We start from the raw sequence: 24,373 nt of genomic DNA, 5'->3' as shown, positions 1-24,373 counted from the left end.
TACAATGTTAGCTTCACCGTTTTACTTACATACATGGAAAAAGTTTGTTGATGAAGGAGTCCTTGATTCGAACCGTATAAACGAAAGAATTTCAGAGTCATGGCATCGATGTAAACAAGCAAATGTGAATCCTCATATGAATAAAGGTCAGAAAATTTTGTCTTCTGATATTTTTCAGGATCAAAAGAAAAAGAGTGAAATCTTCCTTGATATAGCAATACCTCAAATACAAAATATGAGAAGAACCATTGATGAACTGCAAATGATGGCATTATTAATTGATCCAGATGGTTATGTTCTATCATTAAGTGGAAATCAGCAAACGTTGAAACGAGCGAAACATATTAATTTTATTGAAGGTGTGAAATGGACGGAAGCAGCTGTTGGTACAAATGCGATAGGAACAGCGTTACAGATTGAAGAGGCTATTATGATAAGTGGTACAGAGCATTATTCTGTCGCATCTCATAGCTGGAGCTGTGCGGCCTCTCCGATTCATAATGATGACGGGAAATTAATTGGTGTTCTAGATTTCTCTTGTCCAATTGAGTTTTCACATCCATATATGCTCGGAATGGTAACTTCGATCGCGCATGCGATTGAACGTGAATGTAGTATTCGAGTACATCAAAATGAACTGCATTTAATCCATCGTTTTTTAGATGTAATTGACAGTGATGAACAAGTTGTTATTTGTAACCATCGTGATGTTATCGTTTCTGCGAGCAAGAGGGTTCGTGAACGAGTATGTAATTGGTCACGAATGAAACTTGAAGATTTAATGCACCATGGATTGAAACCTAAATTAGAGGTACCGGTATATGGTAATGATAGAATGATCGGGAAATGTATTTACTTAAAGGAAAATAAACAAGAAAATTTATTTTCTACTTACCCGTTTATAAACGGAATTACTTTCCCTGGAGTTATTGGGACAAGCAGCGTATTTCAACATACTTTAGAAGAAATTAAGCTTGTTTCACCAACTGACGCTAGTGTATATGTATGTGGTGAAACAGGTGTAGGGAAAGAATATGTAGCGAGAGCGATTCATGAAAATAGTCCAAGAAAAAATGGTCCTTTTATAGCTGTTAACTGCGGTTCATTACCGAAAGAATTAATGGAAAGTGAATTATTCGGTTATGCTGAAGGTGCGTTTACAGGTGCGCGGCGCCAAGGATATAAAGGGAAATTCGAACAAGCAGACGGAGGAACAATATTTTTAGATGAAATTGGTGAAGTGCCGCCAAAGATGCAAGTGGCATTATTGCGTGTTTTGCAAGAACGAACAGTAACCCCAATTGGTAGTTCAAAAGAGGTACCAGTAAATATTCGTATTATTACTGCGACACATAAAGATTTACTACGATTAGTAGAAGAAGGGAAATTCCGTCAAGATTTATATTATCGTTTACATGTTTATCCGCTATATGTTCCGTCGTTAATAGAAAGAAAAGAGGATATTCCGTACTTCATACAACATTTTTGTGAACGAAAGGATTGGAATGTTGTATTTCCAAAGAGTATTTGTAATCAATTTTCACAGCATACATGGCCCGGAAATATTCGAGAATTATTAAATGTATTAGAACGCATATACATTTTGTCGCAAGGACGGGAAATATGCGAAAAACAAATCTCTTTTTTATTACAAACAATGATGGGAAATCAACATCAACTTGAATTGCAAGCAGAAAATAAAACGGAGCATACATTAAATTTCCGTGAAAAAATACAGCGTGATAGCATGATTGAAGCGCTAGAAAAGACGAACGGAAATGTTTCATTAGCTGCAAAACTATTAGATGTGCCACGCAGTACGTTTTATAAACGTATGCAAAAATTTAGGATATAAAAGTAGATTTTTGTAATCTACTTTTTCTTTATGGGCTCACGTTCTGTCGGAATGTGCGCTTGCCAGGGAAATAATAGAATAATTAGAAAGAAGATTTCCTGAAGGGGGTTAGCATGTGAAGTATATTGAAATTGGAATCGGGAATAGGTGGTTCATTCGAACGGAAACCGAAAATAAAGATGGAACTGAATTCGAGGAACGAGGAATTATTAAACCTATTTATTTTGAGTCTTTATATGTACGGATTTGGTTTCGGAAAACGTGTTTTATTTTTGATACGAAAGAGGGCTTTAAGAAAGTAAGAAAAAGTAGAGCTGAGTATAAGTTTATTGTTGGAATGGTGAGTAGGTTAAAACAATAGAATCACACAGGGGGGTGTTTTTATGATTAGAATTATCACATTCATACTCGCTTTTATTATAATGGGCTATTCTATTTACAGTTGGAATGATGATTCGAAGCAAAGTATGCTCATTTTACAATTACTTTTAGGTTTTATGCTTGCCGGTATGGGGATACACAACGTTAAGAAGGATGAAAAAGAGAATAAGAATATGGGGCTTTTGCTATTACTTACATCACTTTTTTGTATTATTGTATCGTTAATAAAATATTTTAAATAAACCGTTACTAAGCATATTGAGTAACGGTTTATTGAGGTTATAATGTGCTATTTATATAACCCCGTCGTATACATTACCGTTAAATTATGTACAATTTCTTCTAATTCTAGTTCTTTATCATTTTGCACGATTGTCCAAAGAAACGTTTCATTCATAGAGAACCAGCCGCATGCGACAATCTCTTTATTTAACTCAGTTCGTACTAATTCATTTTCCTGGGAATGAGTAATGTCTTGTATAATCCGTGTTACAAAGCGTTCGCGAATCTCATCCCATTTTTGACGTATTTCTTTTGAGGTTCTTATTGCTTCTTCAACAACTTGTAATATAGCTCTTTCTTCTTGTGCTAACTGTAAAAAAGCGCGCACTTGATTCTGAATCATATCTCGTGCTTCGGCCTTTGTTTGAGGGGAAAAAGAGCGATCAGCAATATCATAAAAGCGATTCATAACATCTTCCATCAAAACGACGAGGAGAGCATCTTTGTTTTTAAAATATACATATGCTGTTCCATAACCAGTTTCTGCATGTTTAATAATTTGCGTGATTGTAGTTTTCTGAAATCCGTTTTTTATAAACATAGTATAACCGGAATGTAATAGTTTCTTTTTTGTTTCTAAGGAGCGGTGTTTTCTTGTTGAAAGAGTAGAATTTTTCAAGGAATCACCTCTTTATACTGAAATATCTGAAAATATAATTGTATTGTAAAAGAAGTTTGTATATAAAGTCAACTGACATAATATCATTGACGTTATATCAATTTAAGTGATATATTTCAATTAGTTAGAATAAAAAGAAAATTAAAAGAAGGTGACACCATGTATAAAGAACCATTTCAACCAACTTATGAGTATGCGCTTGAATGTGATAAACATGATGAACTGAAAGATTTTCAATCTGAATTTTATAAAAAAGAAGGAACAATATATTTAGATGGTAACTCTTTAGGGTTGCTTTCAAAAAGAGCAGAGAAATCGTTACTCACCTTGCTAGATTCATGGAAAGAGTTTGGGATTGATGGATGGACTGAAGGTGAGCATCCATGGTTTTTCCTTTCGGAGAAATTGGGTGAATTGACAGCACCTCTTATTGGATCTTTACCGGAAGAAACGATTGTAACCGGTTCTACGACTGCGAATATACATCAAGTTATTGCGACGTTTTATGAGCCGAAAGGAATACGAACAAAAATTCTTGCGGATGAATTAACTTTTCCGTCAGATATTTATGCACTTCAGAGTCAAATTCGTTTAAAAGGCTTAGATCCAGATGAACATTTAGTACGAGTGAAAAGCCGAGATGGAAGAACACTTTCTGAAGATGATATTATTCATGCGATGACCGATGATATCGCTTTAATATTATTGCCTTCTGTACTATATAGAAGTGGACAAATTCTTGATATGAAGCGATTAACAGCTGAAGCTCATAAACGTGGTATTCATATCGGTTTTGATTTATGTCATTCAATCGGCTCCATTCCGCATCATTTTAAAGAGTGGGATGTAGATTTCGCTGTATGGTGTAATTATAAATATTTAAATGCAGGTCCTGGTGGTGTTGCGGGCCTTTATGTAAATAATAAACACTTTAATAGACTCCCAGGATTATCTGGTTGGTTTAGTTCTAGAAAAGATAAGCAATTTGATATGGAGCATTCATTAACTGCGGCTGACCATGCTGGAGCTTATCAAATAGGGACACCTCACGTATTAAGTACTGCACCATTAATCGGTTCTCTTGAAATTTTTAAAGAAGCTGGTATTGAAAAGTTACGTGAAAACTCATTACATATTACGAGATATATGCTTGATTTAATTGAACATGAATTAAAAGGCTTTGAATTTACAATTGGAAATCCATTAGAGGATGAAAAACGAGGCGGGCATATTTATTTAGAACATGCCGAGGCGGCACGTATATGTAAAGCGTTAAAAGCAAATGGGGTTATTCCAGACTTTAGAGCTCCAAATGGAGTTAGACTTGCGCCTGTTGCTTTATACAATACGTATGAGGAAGTATGGAATTCTGTACAAATCTTAAAGAACATTATGAAAAATGAAGAATATAAAAACTTTGAAAATAAGCGAGAGGTTGTGGCGTAAGCATGAAAACATCGCAGTGGATTGATATTTCACAACCGCTAAATAATGATATCGCGACATGGCCAGGGGATACACCGTTCTCGTATGAAGTTTCATGGTCAAAAGAAGACAGTGGCTCAGTAAATGTCGGAAAGTTAACGATGAGTATCCATACAGGTACTCATATTGATGCACCTTTTCATTTTGATAATGACGGTAAGAAGGTGTTGGATTTAGATATTCAAGTTTATGTTGGTCCAGCCCGGATCATTGACGTTTCTAATCTTGAAAGCATCGGGAAAAAGGAATTAGAAAACTTTCATTTAGAAGGTGTAGAACGATTGTTATTACGTACATCTTCACATGGTAAAGTAAATGAATTCCCAGATGTAATCCCGCATTTACGCGCAGATATTGCAGCCTTTCTTTCTGAAAAGGGAATTCGTTTAATCGGGGTGGACGTACCATCTGTTGATCCTTTAGATGATAAAGAACTAGCAGCGCATCATCAATTATTTAAACATGGAATTCATATTTTAGAAAATGTCGTACTAGATCACGTAGTAGACGGCGATTACGAACTTATTGCATTACCACTTGCATTAACAGATGCGGATGGGAGTCCAGTTCGAGCTGTTATTAGACCAATATAAGTAGAAATGAACACAAAGGGGCGTTTGGCTAATATGAAAGAAAATGAAAAGGTAATTATGGAAAAAGGGATTCATACGGATTTTAAAGAGAATATGACGTACGGAGAGTATTTACAGCTAGATAGCTTATTATCTAGTCAACAAAGATTATCAGATCATCATGATGAAATGTTATTTATCGTTATCCACCAAGCGAGTGAGCTTTGGATGAAACTAATTTTACATGAATTGAATGCAGCGATTGAATCTATTAAACAAGATAAATTACCACCAGCCTTTAAAATGTTAGCACGTGTATCAAAAATTCAGTCGCAAATTATTCAATCTTGGGATATTCTTGCGACATTAACGCCATCAGAATATATTGAGTTCCGCGATTCACTTGGTCAGGCTTCAGGTTTTCAATCGTATCAATATCGAATGATTGAATATGCACTTGGTTATAAAACACCACATGCATTAAAAATTTATGAAAAGGACCCAGAATTACATGCTCGTCTTCATAAAGCACTTCATGCACCAAGTTTGTATGATGTGGCGATACAAGCCCTTGTTAAAGAAGGATTTCCAATTCATAAAGATGTGTTAAATCGTGATGTTACGCAGCCTTACGAAGAGGATGCAACTGTAGAAGCGGCTTGGATAGAAGTGTATGCGGACGTGCAGAAATATTGGGATTTATATCAGCTTGCAGAGAAATTAATCGATATTGAAGACTGGCTACAACAATGGCGTTTCCGTCATATGAAAACGGTAGAACGAATTATTGGTCATAAAATGGGAACAGGTGGCTCTTCTGGCGTATCTTATTTAAAGCGAGTGCTTGATCAATGCTTCTTCCCAGAGCTTTGGAACGTTCGAACGAAATTATAAAAATAAACTTGTCAGCTATTAAATGCTGGCAAGTTTATTTTTTTGTTTTAATAACAAATATGATTTAATAGAGAGAACGAGATGAACTACAAATATTACATAACCGTTTAGATGGAGGAAGATTTCTTGAATTTCGAGCAATTACAAAATAAATTTGAAAAGAAAAAGGTTAATGCATTTCTTGTTTATCAAAAGGGGGAATTAACGACTGAGTACTATAAAACGATAGACTGTGCAAATGACTTATTTAAAATTAATTCGATTACAAAAAGTATCGTATCTATATTAATTGGTATCGCAATTGATAAAGGATTTATAAATAATATACATACACCAATCACAACATGGATTCCAAATGTACCGGAGAATAAGAGGGAATTAACGCTGTATCATTTATTAACGATGACAACAGGAGAAGATTGGAAAGAGTTCGGAAATGGGGTTGTTTTCCCGAATGATTTTGTGGAATCAGACAATTGGGTGCAATACATTTTAGAAAAGCCGCTCATTGAAGAAATGGGTACGAAAATGAATTATAACTCAGGTTCTTCCCATTTACTTAGTTACATCATTCAAGAATCAACTGGAATGTCGACGGAGCAGTTTGCGAAAAAGTATTTATTTGAGCCGTTAAACATTACGGAGTATGAGTGGCAACAAGACCCGCAAGGTATATATGTTGGCGGATTTGGTATGAAAATGAAATCTATAGATTTATTAAAGTTAGGAAAATTATGTTTGCAGAATGGATATTCGAAGGGAAATGAAATTATATCATCGAAATGGTTAGAGCAATCAAGTACAGCTCTATTTGAAACGTATGAACATGTCGGGGCATATGGATATCACTGGTGGGTGTTAAATAACGAAAGATTTCACATACCGTATTGTATGTATTTTGCTATGGGATACGGAGGGCAATACATTATTATCATTCCGCAGTTAGAGCTCGTAGCTGTTATTAGTAGTCACATGCCCAAACGTGGCCTCGTACCATTAAAGTTATTTATAGAGCATATAAAAGAGAATTCCAATCATAAATAAGAAGAGACAGGAGGTGTTTTATGAGAAGTGCAAAAATGATAGCGATATTAAGATTGTTTTTAAGTCTTTTAGCGTTTAGTGCACTTGTTACTCAATTTGTTACAAGAGCACAAGTGAAACCGTTCAATCCAGTTAATTTTTTTAGTTACTTCACAATTGAAAGTAACATTTTAGTGGCGGTAATTCTTCTATTAAGTAGTTTAGGGACAACCCTATTTGGACGTTCGGAGCAGTTTGGAGTTCTTCGAGGTGCAGCTACAGTATACATACTGACTACAGGGCTTATTTATTTTTTGTTATTAAGGGGATTAGAAGAGTCACTTCAAACACCGATACCGTGGGTCAATACTGTGCTTCATTACATCATGCCGTTAGCGATGATTTTAGATTGGGTTATAAATCCACCTACGAAGACCATTACATGGAAACAGGCTGCGAGTTGGCTTGTTTTCCCGCTTTTATATGTTGTCTATAGCTTAATACGCGGGCCATTCGTGAATTGGTACCCATATCCGTTTTTAGATCCGAGAATAGGTGGATATGGGAGAGTATTTTTATATAGTATAGGGATATCCGTTGTTATTGGAGCTATTTGCGGATTAGTAAAAATGTTAGGGAATCGATCTTTGCATATAAAAAATAATCCTCCTTATTAAGGAAGAAGTACATAAAGAAACCTCTGTCTGTATGTAAAGACGGAGGTTTTTTTGTTTTACCGACTTGTCTTCTGAAAGGACATCTTTAAAAATTCCTCTGTTTTCGTATCAAACTCTACATCCACAAAAACACCATACTCTTTTCCACCCTCACGTAGCCATAATTTAAACTTTTCAACTGTTATTTGAACAGTTTTTGGTTGTCTACCTATATGAAGGTAATCAATAATCTCTGCTTTCGGATATTGTTCTTTCGTTTTTTCAACGGCTAGTTTACCCCATTTTGCATAGGGTGGCTGTGCGCGAACAATAGATGGGTCGGTATGTATATTTGAACATATTGTTATTAAAAAAAATATAAATGCTGTACGTACGAGGAATCGCTTCATAATAAGCTCCTTTTATTCTTTTTGTATATTGTTTACATATTTCTTCAAGCATATAAGTTTGGATTTTTTTGTCTTCTTTACATAAAAGCGAGGGTTTTACAAAACATAACCATGAAATCATTTCCGTAATTAAGGAGGGAAATACATGCGTCAAAAAGCTGTTTTTAAGATAGCGATCTTGCTTGTCTTTATCGGGCTATCTTTAATGGTAAGTAGTATACAAACCAAAAATGTGGAAGCCTTTTCTAATCAAGTGATTCAAAGAGGGGCATCTGGAGAAGATGTCATTGAACTGCAAACTCGTTTGAAATATAACGGATTTTATACGGGGAAAGTTGATGGTGTTTTCGGATGGGGTACATATTGGGCACTTCGAAACTTTCAGCAAAAATTCGGATTACCAGTTGATGGTTTAGCGGGTGCTAAAACGAAGCAAATGCTTGTAAAGGCAACGAAGTATGATAAGTCGACCGCTAATAAAGATACTACAACTAATAAAGGGAACAGTGGTGGAGGTACACAGGAAAATAAGCCGCCAAAAAGTACAGGGACAAATGTTCCAAACGGTTATTCTCAAAATGACATTCAGTTAATGGCAAACGCTGTATACGGAGAATCCCGTGGTGAGCCGTATTTAGGACAAGTTGCAGTAGCTGCGGTTATTTTAAACCGTGTCACAAGTGCATCATTTCCAAATACTGTTTCAGGAGTAATCTTTGAGCCGAGAGCATTTACAGCAGTAGCAGATGGACAAATATATTTAACGCCAAATGAAAATGCGAAAAAAGCCGTATTAGATGCGATCAATGGATGGGACCCAACTGGGAATGCATTATATTATTTCAACCCAGATACTGCGACAAGTAAATGGATTTGGACTCGTCCACAAATTAAAAAAATTGGTAAGCATATTTTCTGTAAATAGAGCGGAGGTGGAAACATGTTACGAGGTATTATCATCGTATTGTTAACAGTAGGTGTAGTCGGAACAGGGTATTGGGGCTATAAAGAGCATCAAGAGAAAAATGCAGTATTAATTCGAGCGGAAAATAGTTATCAGCGTGCGTTTCATGATTTAGCATATGAAGTTGATTTATTACACGATAAAATTGGAACAACACTGGCGATGAATTCACGTTCCTCATTATCGCCAGCTTTAGTAGATGTATGGCGTTTAACATCAGAGGCTCGTTCTGATGTAGGACAATTACCTTTAACATTAATGCCATTTAATAAAACGGAAGAGTTCCTTGCGAATATCGGTGATTTTAGTTATCGTGCAGCGGTTCGTGATTTAGAAAAAGATCCGTTAAATGATCAAGAATATAAAACGTTACAAGGTTTATATTCAAATGCAGCAAATATACAAGATGAACTGAGAAAAGTGCAGCATCTTGTATTGAAAAATAATCTTCGCTGGATGGATGTAGAAATGGCTCTTGCGTCAAACCAAGATCCAGCAGATAACACAATTATCGATGGATTAAAGACGGTAGAAAAGAATGTAACATCATATTCGTCCACAAACTTTGGACCGACTTTTACAAGTGCACAAAAGAATAAAAAAGGCGGATTTGAGGCAAAAGGAAAGGCGATTTCGAAAGAGGAAGCGGAAAAAATCGCGAAATCATTTTTAAACTTAAAAGGGAATGAAAAAGTAGAAGTTGAGAAAAGTGGAAAAGGTGCAAAAGAATTATTCTACAGTGTGAAAATTCAAGATCCAGCAACGAACAATGAGTATTATATGGATATTACCGGAAAAGGTGGATATCCAATTTGGGTAATGAACAACCGAGAAATTAAAGAGCAAAAAATCAGTTTAAATGATGCAGGAAGTAAAGGATTAACATTTTTAAAGGATCACAAGTTTACAAATATGGAGCTGTTTGATAGCTCTCAATATGATAATATCGGTGTGTTTACGTACGTTGCAAGTGAAAATGGAGTGCGTATTTATCCAGAAGCAATCCAAATGAAAATTGCTTTAGATGATGGGTCGATTGTTGGTTTTTCCGCAAAGGAATATTTAGCATCACATCAAAAACGAACGATTCCGAGTGCGAAGCTAACCGCTGCTGAGGCGAGAAAGAAAATTAACCCCGATGTAAAAGTTATGGAAGAACGTAAAGCTGTAGTAGTAAATGACTTGCATAATGAAGTACTTTGTTATGAATATATTGGTACTTTAGGGAAAGATACGTACCAAATTTTCATTAACGCAAATAGCGGAGCAGAAGAAAAAGTGAAGAAGATGCAAGCTGTTGAGAAAATTTATGATTAAACATCAATGATAAAGTGGTGAAAATAATGAAAATCATTATATATATGTTAATGCTTTGTTTCGTTATTACTGGATGTAGCATTGGAAAAAAAGACAATCCTAATGAAAAGCCAGAACAAAAAAATGTCTCGATGAAAAATGTTACGTATACAAATAAATCAAATAAGCCAAATGAAAAAGCAGCTGATCATCTGGCATCTTTAGCTGCAAGTATACCTGGTGTAAACGATGCTACAGCAGTAGTAGTTGGGAAGTATGCTGTTGTAGGTATTGATGTGAAAGCGAAACTTGATCGAACTCGCGTTGAGTCAATTAAGTATTCTGTTGCAGAAAGTTTAAAGAATGACCCGAACGGTGCAAATGCAGTCGTTGTAGCAGATGTTGATACGTATGAAAGACTAAAACAAATAGGCAAGCAAATCAAAAAAGGTAAAACTGGTGAAGGCATACTTGATGAATTAGCAGCAATTGTTGGCCGAGTAATGCCGCAAGTTCCAAATGATATGATTGAAAATAGAGAAACGAATCCGATTAAAGATAATGATAAACAATTACCAAAAGATGAAGAACAAGAACTACGAAAAGAACAAGAAGATCAGTCAAATAACCATTTGAAAAAATAGTGAAAACCCCGTACTAAATTGTACGGGGTTTTTCTTTAAGATTAAATATTCAGTTTATTTTCAAGGGAATATATGGTTTAATAATGAGGGGAGGGACAGCCGTTATGATGAAAAAAAGCGCACTCATATTAGGTAGTTTATGCATAGGTTTTAGTATGACAGCGTGTGACCAGAAGAAAGAAGTGAAGAAGAAAACAGCTATGTCTTCTACTATAACGGAAAATAAAAAGCAAGAGACCATTAATATAAATCATTTCTCAAATATTAATGAAGGAATGACTTATTTAGAAGTGAAAGATTTAATCGGTTTTGAAGGGGATTTACTCATAGAAGAAGGAGAAGAACATTCTACACGAATTAAGCAAATTTTTGCTTGGAAAGGAAACGATCCAAAATCATTTGCTAAAATAACATTTTTGGATGGAAAAGTGCATTCTAAAACACAGCAAGGTTTAAGTTAATAACTTGAAGGAATGGGAGAGTTAAGCATGAACATACATACAAGCGAAATACAATTAGTGCCGTATAAGGAGCAATATAAAGAGATAATACAATCATTTACTTTACCAAGTGAACAAGTTCAATTTACAGCGAATCCAGGTGAATTACTGGAGAAAGCGAAAAATGATCGAACGAAAAATGTAGTTGTTATTTTAGACTATAACGGAGTACCTGTCGGTGTATTTATATTACAAACAGGTGATAGGGTACAGGAGTTTACAGAAAATAAGGATGCCATACTTTTAACTTCTTTTTCCGTTAATCACAATAAACAAAAGAAAGGATATGCTAAAAAATCATTGGCGTTATTACAAGACTTTGTAAAATATTATTATCCAATAAAAAATGAAGTGATTCTCGCTGTAAATGAAAAAAATATTCCGGCACAAAAGTTATATGAGAAAGTTGGATTTCAAGATAAAGGGTTTAGAAGAATGGGACCAATTGGACAACAATTCATATTACATTTACCTATAATGAGATAACAAAGCTTACAGCCCTTTCCGAACGAGAAAGCCCATCGCCTTTAGGCATGGGATGAAAGTGAGGTTGGATACGGAGTGCCACTGAAAATCGAAAGGTTAAGTATCCAAAGTATAGGTAGTTTCTTCAAGTCTTTTTGTTGTGATTTTTCGAAAGTAAATGATACATTGTAACTAGAATCAATGATGATAGAAGTACGTTTCAAAGTGTTTGAGAGGAAAATCTCCTCACCTCATGTAGTTGTAAAGTTTATGGACACGTTCTTATTTTGTTTCTATTGCTAGAAATGTATCACATGAACGATGTTGAAAATCAAAAAACAAGGGGATGAAACGTATGTCACAGACCCTAACAGTGAAAGTGAAATTGATTCCAACAAAAGAACAAATCCGTTTATTAGAACAAAGTAGCCAAGAATATATCAAAGTCATAAATATACTTGTATCAGAAATGGTTGAAGCACAGAAAAGTACGAAAAAAAGCACAAAAGATATCGAAGCAAATATCCCAAGTGCGGTGAAGAATCAAGCAATCAAAGACGCAAAAAGTTTGTTTGCTACAAAAGTAAAGAAAAGCAATTATAAAATCATTCCGATTTTAAAGAGGCCTGTTTGTATATGGAACAATCAAAATTATTCGTTTGACGCCACTCATATTTCAATCCCGTTTAAGGTAAATGGAAAGTCCACTCGTTTAAAGGTCCGAGCTTTATTAATCGATAAAAACAATCGCAATTTGGATTTGCTAAAACATAAGTTAGGTACACTTCGCATCACAAAGAAATCGAATAAGTGGATTGCTCAAATATCTGTCACGGTTCCTACAAATGAAAGAGCAGGGACGAAAATTTTAGGAGTAGACCTAGGTCTCAAAGTCCCTGCGGTAGCGATCACAGATGATGACAAGGTTCGTTTCTTTGGGAATGGTAGGCAAAATAAATATAGGAAGCGTAAGTTCCGTAGTGTTCGTAAGAAGTTAGGAAAAGACAAAAAAGTGAATGCAATTCGGCGATTTGATGATAAAGAACAAAGATGGATGCAAGAAAAAGATCATAAAATAAGTCGTGAAATCATTAATTTTGCGATTGCAAATCATATTTCTGTCATTCGATTAGAACAATTAACGAATATAAGACAGACGGCAAGAACAAGCCGTAAAAACGAAAAAAACCTACACACTTGGTCATTCTATCGTTTGTCAAAATTTATTGAATATAAAGCGATATTAGCTGATATTCAGGTTGAATATGTGAATCCAGCTTATACAAGTCAAAGCTGTCCGAAATGTACTGAAAAGAACAGGGCACAAGACAGAAAGTACAAGTGTCCATGTGGGTTTGAGACACACCGTGATATCGTTGGGGCGATGAATATTCGCTACGCAACTGTGATTGATGGTAACAGTCAATCAGCCTAAGCACCTATATGGTCTGGTTTAGGAGGGGCAATGAGATGCCCTCATCTTGAAGGCTGTTCAAAACAGAAATAGACTGCGAACGCTTAGTTATTCAAGAATCCCACCCGTAATTCCGTAAGGATCCAGGCTTGCGACTTTAGTCGTGGGAGTCTCAATCTTGAAAAAAATCATGTAGTAAGTTTTTTTATTTGAGATATTTTCCGTACATGATATGTTAGATGTATTAAAGTAAGTATTCGAGAAACATGAAGGTGCAAAACAATTCGCTTGTTAAGCATGTAAATACGTGAGGGGTAATCATATGACAATTTATATTGCACTACTACGGGGAATTAATGTAGGTGGACATAAAGTAATCAAAATGGCAGATTTGAAAATAATATTTGAATCAATAGGATTAAAAAGAGTGAAAACATATATTCAAAGTGGAAATCTAGTGTTTGAGTCAGAAGAAGAGATAAGTTTTTTAAAGGAACGAATTGAATGTGAAATTAAGAACGTTTTTGATTTCAATGTTCCAGTCATGTTACGAGCAAATGATGAATTTATTAATATTATTAAAAAGTGTCCTTACGAGACCCATTCGTTATTAGAAGGAGAAAGTGTACATGTGGCCTTTTTAGCTAATCCACTTTCTGAAGAAGACAGTAAGCGGTTACTTATGTACAAAAGTGACATAGAAGACTGCCATATCGAAGGAAGAGTAGTGTATTTATTTTTCAAAAAAAGTATTCGAAATTCTAAACTAATGAACCAGTTTCAAAAATTACATACGCCAGCTACAGTAAGGAACTGGCGGACTGTGAATAAGCTGAAAGCAATAGCAGAAGGTATTTAAACATAAAAAAGTGGTTTTCTGCATTTAGAAAACCACTTTTTTTATTTATATTGTTTGGCGACAATGAGTTCAACGATAGGATAAATAAAGAATGAAGAACAAAGCGCTATAAAAAGGGGAAGGTTTTTTACACCATCCAAATTGGAACCCATAGAAAATCCTTCTGACCAGAATAATATAAGAAACATAACACCTACAAGAACAAAATACGCGATTTTAAAGCTTTTATATGTAATTTGTTGTCCCATCTCATCTTGACTTTCTTTCGATACTCCGTTTGGATCTCCCCATGTAATATGATTAATTAAATTACTAAGTATTAAAGAAGCAGCGAAAATTGTCCCGCCAAAAATCGAGCCTTCAGTTGCATATTTGTATGCGCCATGTCCGAGTATCGCGATTAACGATAAAACAATGATTACAAAAATAATTTTTTTAGTATTCAATATATAATTGCACCTCCACTTTTGTAAAAAACTCTTTACATCCATAGTATAAAATTGGAAAAGATTCATGTCAAACATTTTTTACATATGAAGTGAATGTTTAGGATGTTTTATTTTTGAGATAAATAAAAAATTACAATACATTTGAATGTAAAAGAATGGGCTCGCATATATTTGGAAGGGATGTCAGATTAATTTAGGGGGTAGTTATGTCTATTCTTTTAAAAGCGGGTGCAGATGCAGGAAATAATGGTTTGAAGTTAATGGTGAAAGGGCAGGAACCTATTTTTATTCCGAGTATTTATTCTTTATATATAGGTGAGTCTACGGGGTTGTTAGATGAGGGTGAAGTTTCATCGTCAGAATTAGAGAATCACATTGATGTGACCATTAGTTCTCCATCGCTAATGTTAAATAATGTACGATACATCGTTGGAGAAAAAGTGATTCAAGATCAATTAAAAGGTACTGAAGTGGAGAAGAAATCAAATAAATCTACTGATGAATTAATGGTCATTACAATCCTTTCAGGTTTAGCGATAAGTGCTATGCGTCAAAGTCCAACTTCAAGTCATATTAATATTCGTTATGATTTATCTGTTGCTCTTCCAATGCAACTTATTACACAGGAAATTGCTGCTGAAAATGCGAAACGGTATATGGGTAATCACAAGGTCATATTCCATTATCCAAATGGACGCGATGTTACGATTAATGTTTCTATTGAGTTTTGTAAATGTCTACCTGAAGGCGCTTCTGGGACGTGGGGGATTGTATATGATGAGGAAGGAAATGTTGTGAAACATAAAATAGAATGTGAACAAAATCAAGTTTCAGAAATTGATTTTGTAGATAAAACTTTATTGTCTTTTGATATTGGCGCGGGGACAACGGAAGAAGTTGTTTCATTAGGGGTAAATTTCCGTCCGCAATTAAGTAAAGGATTATCATATGGTGTAAAAGAAACGTTACTACAAATTATTACGAGATGGAATCGGAAATATCCTACGAAAACAATTGATAGCATTACAGAATTTAACCAAATTTATTTAAATGCAAAGCACCCAAGAAATGCATTGTTAGTTGAGGAATCGCAGCCAGCATTTTTAGGTTTAGCAGCACGTGTCGCAACGGATATTATTAACAAAATTGATGATATGAAAGACGATCCATATGTATTTATTTATGGTGGGGGCGCAGTTATTATTAAAAATAGCTTAAAAATGATTTTGAAACAAAAAGGACGCTTGAAAAATGTGATTTTTGTAGATAACCCGTTATTCACCAATGCTCGCGGGTTATTAGTATATACATGCTCGCCAAAATATAGAGAGCATAAGCAAAAAGAGTTAGGGTTTACAAACTTAACGATAAGTTAGTTGGTGGAAGTATGCGATCTAGGCGATATAAACGTGGTGATCGAGTGAAAATTAATATTAATAAATCAGTATCGCCTGAAATGATTGCTTGGCTTAATAAACAATCTAATCCAACTAATTTCTTTTTCTTTGCGGCCCAGCAATTATTTAAACAAGTAGGAGATATTGATGTATCAAAAACCTTGCCAAGTAGCCATGTTTTTTCTTTATATATAGAACCATCATCTCTATTAAAAGTTGAAATGAATCCATTTAAACACGTACCACTAGAAAATAGTAAATCCACCGAAAATGTAAAAAAAAAATCGTGGGAATCTGTTGACCAGTTAGATTGTCCATTTTTTTAAGCATAGAAAAATATAGGTAGAGCCCATCACTATACATACGAATGCAGTGATGGGTTTTTGATATTGTATCGTAATCTTTATAAAGTGAAACTATAATCAGTGGGGGTTTTGTTCATCCCCCACTGATTATTAGCCTTCACCAATCGGGCGTTTACGGGCAGTTTATCTCCCACCTAATTTCTTTGCTTCAGCTGAATTTTGAGGTGGGAGTTTTACTGCCCACAAATAGCGGGATAAATAGAAGGGGCAAAACAATTTGTGCCCCTTCTAATAGTTGTTCTTATCTTATACTGGATATATGTTCTGAAACTGCTTTAATAATTTTATCCCAGTCATCGGGATGAATCTCGTGCCCTGTACCTTCAAGGGATAATAGCTTTGAGTTCGGAATTTCATCAATAAGTGCGAGTCCATGTTCAAGTGGAAGAGCTGTATCGTCCGTACCATGAATTACTAAAGTAGGTACTAGTAACGACTTTAGTATACCTTCATAAGAATCATCACCTGTAAGGAGGGCGTGATTAAACATGCTTAATAGATTGTTAGCACGTTCTATTTCTTGCTTTACTTGTTTTAAAGTTCTTGCTTCATCAAATATACGCTTGGATCCACAGAGTAGACGTGATCCTGTAATTAAATATTTCGCTATAACATCTTTATTTGTCCAATCTAAATTTGCACCATTAGCATGATGTGTCAAAATTCTTTCATCCATTGGAGGCAAATCACGAGTATTGTTATTAGATCCAATAACGCTTGTTGCTAGTAATGTTAAGGTCAAAATTCTTTCTGGGTGTTTTACTGCAGCAATTTGAGCAATCATACCCCCTAATGACATGCCAAAAAGGTGTGCCTTGTCAATATGATACGCATCGAGTACTCCGATTGCATCTTCAGCCATATCTGCTACAGTGTAATTGGAAGTCCCAGGCTCATATGTAACAGAACGCCCAACATCACGGTTATCATAGCGAATGACAAACCTTCCTGTGCTAGCCAACCTTTCACAAAATTCTTCATCCCAATAAACCATTGAACACGTAGCTCCCATAATTAATAATATTGCTGGGTTATTAGGATTTCCAAAGCTTTCTGTACATATATCAATACCGTTTACTTTGAAAACTTGTTCACTCATAGCACACTCTCCGTTTCATTTAAAGGTCATTAATAAATAAAGAGAAATATAACTTTGGGTGTTTCTTAGGCGTAAATTAGATTGTATTTAAGTGAAATAAATGTTTTTTGCACTCATGATGCTTAATTAGTAGAGTAGCATAAATATCACCTCCAAACATATTTATTTTCATTCAAGGCGAAAAATTTTGAAAAATAATTGTTTGTTATTACAATAAACAGCAAGGGGGAGAGGAAATGAAATCAATTGTTATTGATCAATATGGTAGTGTTGAAGAATTACAAGAAAGACAAGTTCCTAAACCAGTTGTTAAATGTAATGAAGTATTAATACGTATACACGCAACATCTGTCAATCCTGTTGATTGGAAAATAAGAAAGGGAGACTTACAAGAAAAGTTGCGATTTTCATTTCCAATTACATTAGGATTAGATGTTGCTGGAATAGTTGAAGAAGTTGGAGAAGATGTGAATCATTTTAAAATAGGAGATAAAGTGTTTACGAAACCTGAAAATATAGGGAAAGGTTCTTATTCTGAATACATTACAGTGAAATCAAATTTAGTAGCGCAAATGCCTAATAATCTTAATTTTGAAGAAGCAGCATCTATACCTCTTGCAGGACTAACAGCTTGGCAAAGTCTTGTTGATTACGCACAAATAAAAGAAAATGACCGAGTATTAATTCATGCTGGAGCGGGCGGAGTAGGGAGTTTTGCAATTCAAATCGCAAAATCATTTGGGGCCTTTGTCGCAACAACTGCAAGTAGTAAAAATGAAGAGTTTTTAAAGTCTTTAGGTGCTGACCTTGTTATTGATTATAAAAAAGATAAATTTGAAGAGCTACTATCAGATTATGATATTGTGTTAGATACAATCGGCGGAGAAGTACAAGAAAAAAGTTTTCAAATTATTAAATCTGGTGGTGTTCTAGTTTCTATCGTTCATGAACCACGTCATGAAGTAAAGGCCATAAAATCAGGGTTTTTATGGTTGAAACCAAGCGGGAAGCAATTGGACGAATTATCTGTTTTGATTGAGCATGGAAAAATTAAACCTATCATCAGTAAGGTTGTTCCGTTTAATGAAGAAGGAATTAGAGAAGCTCATATTTTAAGTGAAAGTCAGCATGTTAGAGGGAAAATTGTAATTACGATGGAATGATATTTACATAAATATACGAGTGGTGACTATAAAAAATAAAAATTGTCACCACTCATATAAACTACAATTTTTGCACGACAAAAGTAATCGCATTCGTATTTAATTGAATGTGTTTACCGTTTCGTACAATATCATACGCTAAATTTTTCATTTCAACTTTTACTTCTTTCCATTCGTTATAAACACTTTTTAGTGTACGTATCATTTCTTCCGTAGAAAGGTTAATTTCAATTAAAGCATCTAATTCTTCTCCTGTTTCTAAATCTATTTCTTGAATGTTAGAGTTAACTATTAAACAATTGATACCACCACTCTTTGTCCCATTTTTCATAGAGTGAAGCACTTTTTTAAAATCGTCTATTGATCTAACATGTTCTAAACTTGATACTACAACGATGTAGTCATAAGTATTAGGAGCAATATAGTAGTCTTCAATTGCTGCTTGTTCCGTTTTTATGTATTCAAATACATCATATTCTTTGCTATAAACTTGTAACTTCATTAAAGCCGAATCAAGTAAATCAATACAAGTAACAGTGCCGCCACTATTCATAATTTTTTGTGCAATCGGAATACTGTTTCTACCGACACCAGAGCCAAGGTCCAGTATTTGTAGGTCTTTCTGTTCTTCAAGATAGTTCAGCATGTCCATAACTGTTTTAACAGGTTTAAAAAGCCAAGATCCCGCTTCGAATAATTTATATTGTTCATAGCAAAGATCGTGATACTTTTTCTCTTCTTGTCTTATGTAATCGATTCTGTTCATAGTGTTTCAGCTCCAATAGTTTCATGGCGAAATGAATAGGTTGGACAACCTTTAACATTCATTTGAATTCGAAATATACCACCAGCATGTGGGTACTGTTTTAATTCCGCATCAGTCATTCTTGTTCTGGCTGTTGTGATATATAAATCGGTCAAATTAGGTCCTCCAAATGTACACGACGTTACATATAAAGCAGGAATCGGAATACTTAAAATCTGTTTTCCAGTAAAGGGATTCCATCTAGTAATCTTCGAGCCACCCCAATGTGCAATCCATAAACAACCTTCTACATCAATTGTCATACCATCGGGTATACCTTCATTTTCAGGGAAGATGATAACATCTGTTGGATTGCTAATTACACCAGTATGTATATCATAATGAAAACGGACTACTTTTTTTGTAGGTGTATCAATAAAATAAAGGTATGTATCGTCAGGAGACCATGCTATGCCGTTTGATGTATTTACATGTAATACCTTTTTCTCTACTTGGAGATTATTATTTAAAGAATACAAGGAACCGGCGCCACTTATACCATATAAGTCAGTAGTGCCTGCCCAAAAGCGGCCAGCCGGATCGCATTTCCCGTCATTAAAACGATTTTCTATTAAATGTGGTTCAGGATCATAAATATGTGTAAGCTCTTCTGTATTTAGATTAAAAGAATAAAACCCTTTTTCTAGAGCTAAAAGTACTACATCATCTAGATATGGAACGACGCAGCCGATTTGCTGATTGAGGGCAATCACTCGGTTTGAATTATTAGCGGGGGTATAAATGCATAGTTTTTTCTCCATAATATCAACCCAGTATAAAAGCTGCTTTTTTTCATTCCAACATGGTCCTTCAGCTAAACTTGCTTTAGCATCTAAAACTAATTCTATATTACTGAACAAGATGTTCACCTCGCTTTATAAGATATTTATATAATTCGATAAGAATAGAGGTAAACCTTTTGTGAGAGATTATTAAGATTTGCAATGTCGAAAACAGACCTTTTCAAGTTATTAAAAAAATGTATAAACACTGTGAGGAAAATGCATATGCTGTTTTATGAGATTGTTTGCTTTTCGTGTAAAAATATATTCCGAGTATACGAAGGAAGTGAAAAATATAAGCGATTTAAAGAGAAACCGAAAGGGACATATTGTTGTGATGAGTGTAGCCACAGAATTCAATTAGAAGCGATAAAATGTTTTTTTAGGTAGTTTTATATTTTTGTTCAGAAAAAATTGACAATAAACGCATAATAAATTATCATATGTAAAAATCAATATTTAAAATGGCATTGAAGAGAAGAGTAGTTAAGAAAGAATACGTACAGAGAGCTCTGGTAGCTGAGAAAGAGCGGTATACATCTTAATGAAAAAAGACTTGGAGCTGCGCAAGGAACTAATTAATTTAGGGATGGTGCGACGGGTTCTCCCGTTATAGAGATAGGGTATAAGCATATTTTGCCGTACCTGAAAAGGTTAATATGGTGACGTATTAACAAACTGAGGTGGTACCGCGAAGTTAATAACTCTCGTCCTCAAGATGAATAATCTTGGGGGTGGGAGTTTTTTTGTTGTATAAAACTGAAAATGTGAAAATAAAAATACAATTGAGGTGAGTGGCATATGCATTGGGCGTATGAAGTAGCACATGAATTAATTAGAAAACATCCAAACAAAGAAACTTTTGTTTGTGCAGCTGGAATTAGTCCATCTGGTTCTGTTCATATTGGGAACTTCCGTGAAATAGTAACGACTTATTTCGTTGTAAGGGCTCTGCAAGATTTAGGGAAAAAGACTCGTTTTATCTTTTCATGGGATGACTATGACAGGTTTAGAAAAGTTCCTAAAAATATTGATCCATCTTTTGGAAGATACATTGGTATGCCGTACTGTGATCTCCCTGATCCGCATGGGTGTCATAACTCATATGCGGATCATTTTGAAAAAGAGTTTGAGGAATCGCTCCAAGCATTTGGAATTGAAGTAGAATTTATTTATCAGCATGCTGAATATAGAAGTGGAAGGTACAACGAAAACATATTAGAGTCTTTGTGTAAAAGAAAAGAAATATATGATATTTTAATGGGTTTTAAAACAGGAATACACCGAGAAGAAGATAGAGAAAACTTTTACCCCGTTACGTTATATTGTGAGAGGTGTGGGAAAGATGCAACAACTATTACACATTTTGATGAAGTATTAAAAACAGTTCGGTATGACTGTGAATGTGGAAATCAAAATAAATTATCCGTATTAAATACAAATCAAATGAAACTGAATTGGAAAATCGATTGGCCGATGAGATGGATGATAGAGGATGTTATTTTCGAACCGGGCGGAAGAGATCATTCATCGGAAACCGGTAGTTATAATGTATCAAAAGAAATTGCAAGGAAAATATTCAATTGTGAAGCCCCTCAATACGTTGCTTATGATTTCATTGGAATTAAAGGGCATCATGAAAAAATGTCCAGTTCTTCAGGGAATAGTATTACACCTAGCGACTTATTAAAAGTGTATGTACCAGAAGTGATTCTTTTTATGTTTGCAAAATATAGGCCCGGCGCAGCTTTTCATATTGGACTTGATGAAGATGTGATTCGCAATTATACAGAGTATGAGAGATTGAAGGATAGTTATGAAAATAAAACACTCAAAAATGAAGATTTATTTGATGCAATTAAACTTTCTAGACTTGATAGCCGATTTAAAGAGTATCCAAAGTTTAATCAAGTAGCAGGAACTTTACCATTATTAAATTTTGATTCATCTATTTTACAAGATATATTAGAGAAAATAGATAGGAGCTATGCATTACCTGAAATGATAGCGATAAGTAATCGTGCTGAGTATTGGATAAGAAACTTTCAATCTAAAAAATTAATTGCGGTAAATAAAGAGAAAAATACGGAGTTTTATAACACATTAGATGAACGGCAGAAAAAATGGCTAGTAGAAGTTTGTAAAATAATTCGTTCTAATAACGATCATTCTAAACTAATGGAGCAATTGTATACGATTTGTCATCATGAAAATAAAAAAATAATGAAAGAAAATCAAAAACAATTATTTACCATTTTATATAGGCTCATTATGAATCAATCAAGTGGTCCACGTATACCATTATTAATACATGTGGTAGGCGCTAGAAAATTTGTCACATTATTAGATTTCTAAAATATAGTTAAAAGCAACGCAAGTACTCAATAGAATAAGTACTTGCGTTGCTTAATTTTTACTATCTTGAATACATTTTTGGACATTCATCGCCACTAGGCTCGTAAAAGCAATGGCTTTTAAATTGTCCTGCAAACGGCTGATTATACCATTCGGGCGGACAAGCTCCAACTGGACGGAAATACCAAAGAGCCCATCGTGCTGGCCAGCGCCATTCACCTTGTAAAACTTTTCTTGCGATTTCTTTTTCTGATTCACGGGCACGTTGATAAAAGTAACCGTATTGAACTGCTTCGAATCCGCCAGGGCTTTGATATACTGCATCACGCACAGATCGAAGTTGTTTGAAATCTAAGCAATCACAAAATACACGGTTTACTACAACACATCCAACAAGTTGTTCACCTTGTCGTCCTTCGCCCTCAGCTTCAGCACGTATTAAACGTGCTAGTAAATCAACGTCACTTTCGTTGTATGGAATAAGGGGCATTGTAATACCACCTTTCTTTACCTGTTATAGTAAAGAGTGTATGTTTCAAAATGAGCTAAGTGCATTTTTCTTGAAAATAACTACTAATTTTAAAAAGGAGCTTATGCAGATAAAAGCTAATTATTATATAGAAGATAAAAACGAAAAAGGAGAGGTACTATGCATCGTATTCATAAAGAACATATCATTTACGCAATGTCACCAGAAAATAATCCATGTATTGAAGTAGAAATTGGGAGCCGTCTTGTATTTGAAACATATGATTGCTTTGAAAATCAAATTAATTCTGAAGATGTTGTGTTTCAAGAATTAGATTGGAATCGAATAAATCCAGCGACCGGACCTGTACATATTAAAGGTGCAGAACCTGGTGATATATTAGTCGTAACGATTGAAAAGATTAAAATTGCAGAGCAGGGTGTTTTAACTACAGGTGCGAACCTAGGTGTAATGGGTGATGAGCTAAATGAAAATACAGTAAAAATTGTCCCAATACATAATGGACATGTTTCATTTTCAAATGAACTGCAAATTCCAATTAATCCAATGATTGGTGTGATTGGTACTGCACCGAAAGAAGAGAGTATTTCATGTGGTACACCGCATGATCACGGCGGGAATATGGATTGTAAAGAAATCAAAGAAGGTACAACGTTATTATTACCTGTAAATGTTCCTGGTGCTCTTTTAGCATTAGGCGATTTACACGCTGCGATGGGTGATGGTGAAATTGGTGTTAGTGGAGTAGAGGTTGCTGGTGAGGTAACTGTAACTGTTCAGACTATAAAAGGAAAGAAATGGCCATTACCATTGGCTATTCAAAAAGAAAAAATAATGACGATTGCTTCAGAGAAATTGCTAGATGATGCAGCGAATCGTGCTGTACGTAATATGGTGACATTTTTACATGAAGAATTAGAAATGTCTAAAGCTGATGCAACTCTTTTATTATCAGCAGCAGGTAATTTAAAAATTTGCCAAGTTGTGGATCCACTAAAAACGGCGCGGATGGAACTAGGAAGGGAATATGTGGAGAAGTTAGGATTTTCTCTAAATGCATTTCATATTAAATAAGAAAAATAGAAAAAGGATACTTTTGTATAAAAGTATCCTTTTTCTATTTTACGGATTTTGTGAAAAGAGGTAGTA

Annotated in this window: 28 protein-coding genes and 1 other annotated feature; of the genes, 21 read left to right on the top strand and 7 right to left on the bottom strand. The window is 34.7% G+C overall.

Annotated elements, in window-relative coordinates; all coding sequences use genetic code 11:
• Positions 1–4: 4 nt before the first annotated feature.
• The 3 genes from I6L50_RS19760 (at position 5) to I6L50_RS19750 (ending at position 2,478) form a co-directional block, all read left to right on the top strand.
• The gene (locus I6L50_RS19760) at positions 5–1,855 is read left to right on the top strand and encodes a sigma-54-dependent Fis family transcriptional regulator (RefSeq protein WP_219302548.1); all 1,851 of its coding nucleotides are present in this window, start codon (positions 5–7) and stop codon (positions 1,853–1,855) included.
• A 115-nt stretch (positions 1,856–1,970) separates the two neighbouring features.
• Positions 1,971–2,216 carry a DUF3977 family protein gene (locus I6L50_RS19755; RefSeq protein WP_000873838.1) on the top strand — a complete coding sequence of 82 codons (246 nt, stop codon included), beginning with the start codon at positions 1,971–1,973 and terminating at the stop codon, positions 2,214–2,216.
• A gap of 22 nt (positions 2,217–2,238) precedes the next feature.
• The gene (locus I6L50_RS19750) at positions 2,239–2,478 is read left to right on the top strand and encodes a DUF3953 domain-containing protein (RefSeq protein WP_002165667.1); all 240 of its coding nucleotides are present in this window, start codon (positions 2,239–2,241) and stop codon (positions 2,476–2,478) included.
• A 47-nt stretch (positions 2,479–2,525) separates the two neighbouring features.
• Here the strand turns inward: I6L50_RS19750 and I6L50_RS19745 are convergent, their stop codons facing one another.
• The gene (locus I6L50_RS19745; RefSeq protein WP_002165668.1) at positions 2,526–3,137 is read right to left on the bottom strand and encodes a TetR/AcrR family transcriptional regulator; all 612 of its coding nucleotides are present in this window, start codon (positions 3,135–3,137) and stop codon (positions 2,526–2,528) included.
• Positions 3,138–3,296: 159 nt separating this feature from the next.
• Between I6L50_RS19745 and kynU the strand changes: the two genes are divergently transcribed.
• The 5 genes from kynU (at position 3,297) to I6L50_RS19720 (ending at position 7,788) form a co-directional block, all read left to right on the top strand.
• On the top strand, positions 3,297–4,583 hold the full coding sequence (gene kynU, locus I6L50_RS19740) for a kynureninase (protein ID WP_219302546.1): 1,287 nt from the start codon (positions 3,297–3,299) through the stop codon (positions 4,581–4,583).
• A 2-nt stretch (positions 4,584–4,585) separates the two neighbouring features.
• Entirely contained in the window at positions 4,586–5,215 is a 630-nt protein-coding gene (kynB, locus tag I6L50_RS19735; protein ID WP_078185613.1) for an arylformamidase, read from the top strand.
• A gap of 33 nt (positions 5,216–5,248) precedes the next feature.
• Complete coding sequence (kynA, locus tag I6L50_RS19730; protein WP_000661975.1) at positions 5,249–6,088, top strand: tryptophan 2,3-dioxygenase; 840 nt, start codon at positions 5,249–5,251, stop codon at positions 6,086–6,088.
• 126 nt (positions 6,089–6,214) lie between these two features.
• Complete coding sequence (locus I6L50_RS19725) at positions 6,215–7,132, top strand: serine hydrolase domain-containing protein (RefSeq protein WP_113936327.1); 918 nt, start codon at positions 6,215–6,217, stop codon at positions 7,130–7,132.
• Between the two features lie 20 nt (positions 7,133–7,152).
• Positions 7,153–7,788, top strand: a complete 636-nt coding sequence (locus I6L50_RS19720) for a Pr6Pr family membrane protein (protein ID WP_219302544.1) — start codon at positions 7,153–7,155, stop codon at positions 7,786–7,788.
• A gap of 56 nt (positions 7,789–7,844) precedes the next feature.
• Here I6L50_RS19720 and I6L50_RS19715 read toward each other — a convergent pair whose 3' ends face one another.
• Entirely contained in the window at positions 7,845–8,177 is a 333-nt protein-coding gene (locus I6L50_RS19715; RefSeq protein ID WP_219302542.1) for a DUF3889 domain-containing protein, read from the bottom strand.
• A gap of 145 nt (positions 8,178–8,322) precedes the next feature.
• Here I6L50_RS19715 and sleB point away from each other — a divergent pair, with 145 nt between their 5' ends.
• From sleB to I6L50_RS19680, 7 genes are all read left to right on the top strand, one after another.
• On the top strand, positions 8,323–9,102 hold the full coding sequence (gene sleB / locus I6L50_RS19710; protein ID WP_002013086.1) for a spore cortex-lytic enzyme: 780 nt from the start codon (positions 8,323–8,325) through the stop codon (positions 9,100–9,102).
• 15 nt (positions 9,103–9,117) lie between these two features.
• Entirely contained in the window at positions 9,118–10,458 is a 1,341-nt protein-coding gene (gene ypeB / locus I6L50_RS19705) for a germination protein YpeB (RefSeq protein ID WP_219302541.1), read from the top strand.
• A 26-nt stretch (positions 10,459–10,484) separates the two neighbouring features.
• Positions 10,485–11,081, top strand: coding sequence for a YhcN/YlaJ family sporulation lipoprotein (locus I6L50_RS19700; RefSeq protein ID WP_002085166.1), 597 nt, complete (start codon positions 10,485–10,487; stop codon positions 11,079–11,081).
• Positions 11,082–11,185: 104 nt separating this feature from the next.
• Positions 11,186–11,542: a hypothetical protein gene (locus I6L50_RS19695; RefSeq protein WP_002127693.1), complete on the top strand. Its 357-nt coding sequence runs from the start codon at positions 11,186–11,188 to the stop codon at positions 11,540–11,542.
• Between the two features lie 27 nt (positions 11,543–11,569).
• On the top strand, positions 11,570–12,067 hold the full coding sequence (locus tag I6L50_RS19690) for a GNAT family N-acetyltransferase (RefSeq protein WP_219302539.1): 498 nt from the start codon (positions 11,570–11,572) through the stop codon (positions 12,065–12,067).
• A 334-nt stretch (positions 12,068–12,401) separates the two neighbouring features.
• On the top strand, positions 12,402–13,481 hold the full coding sequence (locus tag I6L50_RS19685) for an RNA-guided endonuclease InsQ/TnpB family protein (protein WP_219302537.1): 1,080 nt from the start codon (positions 12,402–12,404) through the stop codon (positions 13,479–13,481).
• Positions 13,482–13,782: 301 nt separating this feature from the next.
• A complete protein-coding gene (locus I6L50_RS19680; protein ID WP_219302535.1) occupies positions 13,783–14,319 on the top strand; it encodes a DUF1697 domain-containing protein in 537 nt (178 codons plus the stop codon).
• Positions 14,320–14,360: 41 nt separating this feature from the next.
• On the opposite strand, the gene I6L50_RS19675 is transcribed toward I6L50_RS19680, so the two are convergent.
• The gene (locus tag I6L50_RS19675; RefSeq protein WP_113710064.1) at positions 14,361–14,765 is read right to left on the bottom strand and encodes a hypothetical protein; all 405 of its coding nucleotides are present in this window, start codon (positions 14,763–14,765) and stop codon (positions 14,361–14,363) included.
• Positions 14,766–14,974: 209 nt separating this feature from the next.
• Here I6L50_RS19675 and I6L50_RS19670 point away from each other — a divergent pair, with 209 nt between their 5' ends.
• Together I6L50_RS19670 and I6L50_RS19665 are read left to right on the top strand one after the other, a co-directional pair.
• Positions 14,975–16,144: a ParM/StbA family protein gene (locus tag I6L50_RS19670; protein WP_219302533.1), complete on the top strand. Its 1,170-nt coding sequence runs from the start codon at positions 14,975–14,977 to the stop codon at positions 16,142–16,144.
• An 11-nt stretch (positions 16,145–16,155) separates the two neighbouring features.
• Positions 16,156–16,491 carry a hypothetical protein gene (locus I6L50_RS19665; RefSeq protein WP_002085171.1) on the top strand — a complete coding sequence of 112 codons (336 nt, stop codon included), beginning with the start codon at positions 16,156–16,158 and terminating at the stop codon, positions 16,489–16,491.
• A gap of 280 nt (positions 16,492–16,771) precedes the next feature.
• Here I6L50_RS19665 and mleBCA read toward each other — a convergent pair whose 3' ends face one another.
• Positions 16,772–17,629 (bottom strand): BCA family alpha/beta fold macrolide esterase, encoded by an 858-nt coding sequence (mleBCA, locus tag I6L50_RS19660; RefSeq protein ID WP_201052254.1) that lies wholly within the window; start codon positions 17,627–17,629, stop codon positions 16,772–16,774.
• A 236-nt stretch (positions 17,630–17,865) separates the two neighbouring features.
• On the opposite strand from mleBCA, the gene I6L50_RS19655 reads away from it, so the two are divergent.
• Complete coding sequence (locus tag I6L50_RS19655) at positions 17,866–18,792, top strand: NADP-dependent oxidoreductase (RefSeq protein WP_002013102.1); 927 nt, start codon at positions 17,866–17,868, stop codon at positions 18,790–18,792.
• A gap of 61 nt (positions 18,793–18,853) precedes the next feature.
• Here the strand turns inward: I6L50_RS19655 and I6L50_RS19650 are convergent, their stop codons facing one another.
• Complete coding sequence (locus tag I6L50_RS19650) at positions 18,854–19,558, bottom strand: class I SAM-dependent methyltransferase (RefSeq protein ID WP_219302531.1); 705 nt, start codon at positions 19,556–19,558, stop codon at positions 18,854–18,856.
• On the bottom strand, positions 19,555–20,457 hold the full coding sequence (locus tag I6L50_RS19645; RefSeq protein WP_219302529.1) for an SMP-30/gluconolactonase/LRE family protein: 903 nt from the start codon (positions 20,455–20,457) through the stop codon (positions 19,555–19,557). The genes I6L50_RS19650 and I6L50_RS19645 overlap by 4 nt, the downstream gene beginning before the upstream one ends.
• Before the next feature lie 141 nt (positions 20,458–20,598).
• Here I6L50_RS19645 and I6L50_RS19640 point away from each other — a divergent pair, with 141 nt between their 5' ends.
• On the top strand, positions 20,599–20,769 hold the full coding sequence (locus tag I6L50_RS19640; RefSeq protein WP_078203372.1) for a DUF2197 domain-containing protein: 171 nt from the start codon (positions 20,599–20,601) through the stop codon (positions 20,767–20,769).
• Between the two features lie 71 nt (positions 20,770–20,840).
• Positions 20,841–21,097, top strand: a binding site (T-box leader).
• 83 nt (positions 21,098–21,180) lie between these two features.
• Positions 21,181–22,734 (top strand): lysine--tRNA ligase, encoded by a 1,554-nt coding sequence (gene lysS / locus I6L50_RS19635; protein WP_219302528.1) that lies wholly within the window; start codon positions 21,181–21,183, stop codon positions 22,732–22,734.
• A gap of 61 nt (positions 22,735–22,795) precedes the next feature.
• Here lysS and I6L50_RS19630 read toward each other — a convergent pair whose 3' ends face one another.
• The gene (locus tag I6L50_RS19630; protein WP_002013108.1) at positions 22,796–23,224 is read right to left on the bottom strand and encodes a cell wall hydrolase; all 429 of its coding nucleotides are present in this window, start codon (positions 23,222–23,224) and stop codon (positions 22,796–22,798) included.
• Positions 23,225–23,383: 159 nt separating this feature from the next.
• Here I6L50_RS19630 and I6L50_RS19625 point away from each other — a divergent pair, with 159 nt between their 5' ends.
• The gene (locus I6L50_RS19625; RefSeq protein ID WP_219302526.1) at positions 23,384–24,298 is read left to right on the top strand and encodes an acetamidase/formamidase family protein; all 915 of its coding nucleotides are present in this window, start codon (positions 23,384–23,386) and stop codon (positions 24,296–24,298) included.
• Positions 24,299–24,373 lie beyond the last annotated feature (75 nt).

Source organism: Bacillus sp. FDAARGOS_1420 (assembly GCF_019344915.1).
Lineage (GTDB): Bacteria > Bacillota > Bacilli > Bacillales > Bacillaceae_G > Bacillus_A > Bacillus_A mycoides.
Note: the sequence above shows the minus strand (reverse complement) of the source record. Positions and strands in the feature narration are given on the sequence as shown.

Excerpts from the sequence above, each read along its gene's own strand:
- I6L50_RS19650 (WP_219302531.1), bottom strand. The coding sequence starts at position 19,558 with ATGAACAGAATCGATTACATAAGACAAGAAGAGAAAAAGTATCACGAT.
- kynU (WP_219302546.1), top strand. The coding sequence starts at position 3,297 with ATGTATAAAGAACCATTTCAACCAACTTATGAGTATGCGCTTGAATGT.
- I6L50_RS19670 (WP_219302533.1), top strand. The coding sequence starts at position 14,975 with ATGTCTATTCTTTTAAAAGCGGGTGCAGATGCAGGAAATAATGGTTTG.
- I6L50_RS19680 (WP_219302535.1), top strand. The coding sequence starts at position 13,783 with ATGACAATTTATATTGCACTACTACGGGGAATTAATGTAGGTGGACAT.
- I6L50_RS19695 (WP_002127693.1), top strand. The coding sequence starts at position 11,186 with ATGATGAAAAAAAGCGCACTCATATTAGGTAGTTTATGCATAGGTTTT.
- lysS (WP_219302528.1), top strand. The coding sequence starts at position 21,181 with ATGCATTGGGCGTATGAAGTAGCACATGAATTAATTAGAAAACATCCA.
- I6L50_RS19665 (WP_002085171.1), top strand. The coding sequence starts at position 16,156 with ATGCGATCTAGGCGATATAAACGTGGTGATCGAGTGAAAATTAATATT.
- mleBCA (WP_201052254.1), bottom strand. The coding sequence starts at position 17,629 with ATGAGTGAACAAGTTTTCAAAGTAAACGGTATTGATATATGTACAGAA.
- I6L50_RS19700 (WP_002085166.1), top strand. The coding sequence starts at position 10,485 with ATGAAAATCATTATATATATGTTAATGCTTTGTTTCGTTATTACTGGA.
- ypeB (WP_219302541.1), top strand. The coding sequence starts at position 9,118 with ATGTTACGAGGTATTATCATCGTATTGTTAACAGTAGGTGTAGTCGGA.
- sleB (WP_002013086.1), top strand. The coding sequence starts at position 8,323 with ATGCGTCAAAAAGCTGTTTTTAAGATAGCGATCTTGCTTGTCTTTATC.
- kynB (WP_078185613.1), top strand. The coding sequence starts at position 4,586 with ATGAAAACATCGCAGTGGATTGATATTTCACAACCGCTAAATAATGAT.
- I6L50_RS19640 (WP_078203372.1), top strand. The coding sequence starts at position 20,599 with ATGCATATGCTGTTTTATGAGATTGTTTGCTTTTCGTGTAAAAATATA.
- I6L50_RS19760 (WP_219302548.1), top strand. The coding sequence starts at position 5 with ATGTTAGCTTCACCGTTTTACTTACATACATGGAAAAAGTTTGTTGAT.
- I6L50_RS19630 (WP_002013108.1), bottom strand. The coding sequence starts at position 23,224 with ATGCCCCTTATTCCATACAACGAAAGTGACGTTGATTTACTAGCACGT.
- I6L50_RS19720 (WP_219302544.1), top strand. The coding sequence starts at position 7,153 with ATGAGAAGTGCAAAAATGATAGCGATATTAAGATTGTTTTTAAGTCTT.
- I6L50_RS19655 (WP_002013102.1), top strand. The coding sequence starts at position 17,866 with ATGAAATCAATTGTTATTGATCAATATGGTAGTGTTGAAGAATTACAA.
- I6L50_RS19690 (WP_219302539.1), top strand. The coding sequence starts at position 11,570 with ATGAACATACATACAAGCGAAATACAATTAGTGCCGTATAAGGAGCAA.
- I6L50_RS19715 (WP_219302542.1), bottom strand. The coding sequence starts at position 8,177 with ATGAAGCGATTCCTCGTACGTACAGCATTTATATTTTTTTTAATAACA.
- I6L50_RS19685 (WP_219302537.1), top strand. The coding sequence starts at position 12,402 with ATGTCACAGACCCTAACAGTGAAAGTGAAATTGATTCCAACAAAAGAA.
- I6L50_RS19625 (WP_219302526.1), top strand. The coding sequence starts at position 23,384 with ATGCATCGTATTCATAAAGAACATATCATTTACGCAATGTCACCAGAA.
- I6L50_RS19750 (WP_002165667.1), top strand. The coding sequence starts at position 2,239 with ATGATTAGAATTATCACATTCATACTCGCTTTTATTATAATGGGCTAT.
- kynA (WP_000661975.1), top strand. The coding sequence starts at position 5,249 with ATGAAAGAAAATGAAAAGGTAATTATGGAAAAAGGGATTCATACGGAT.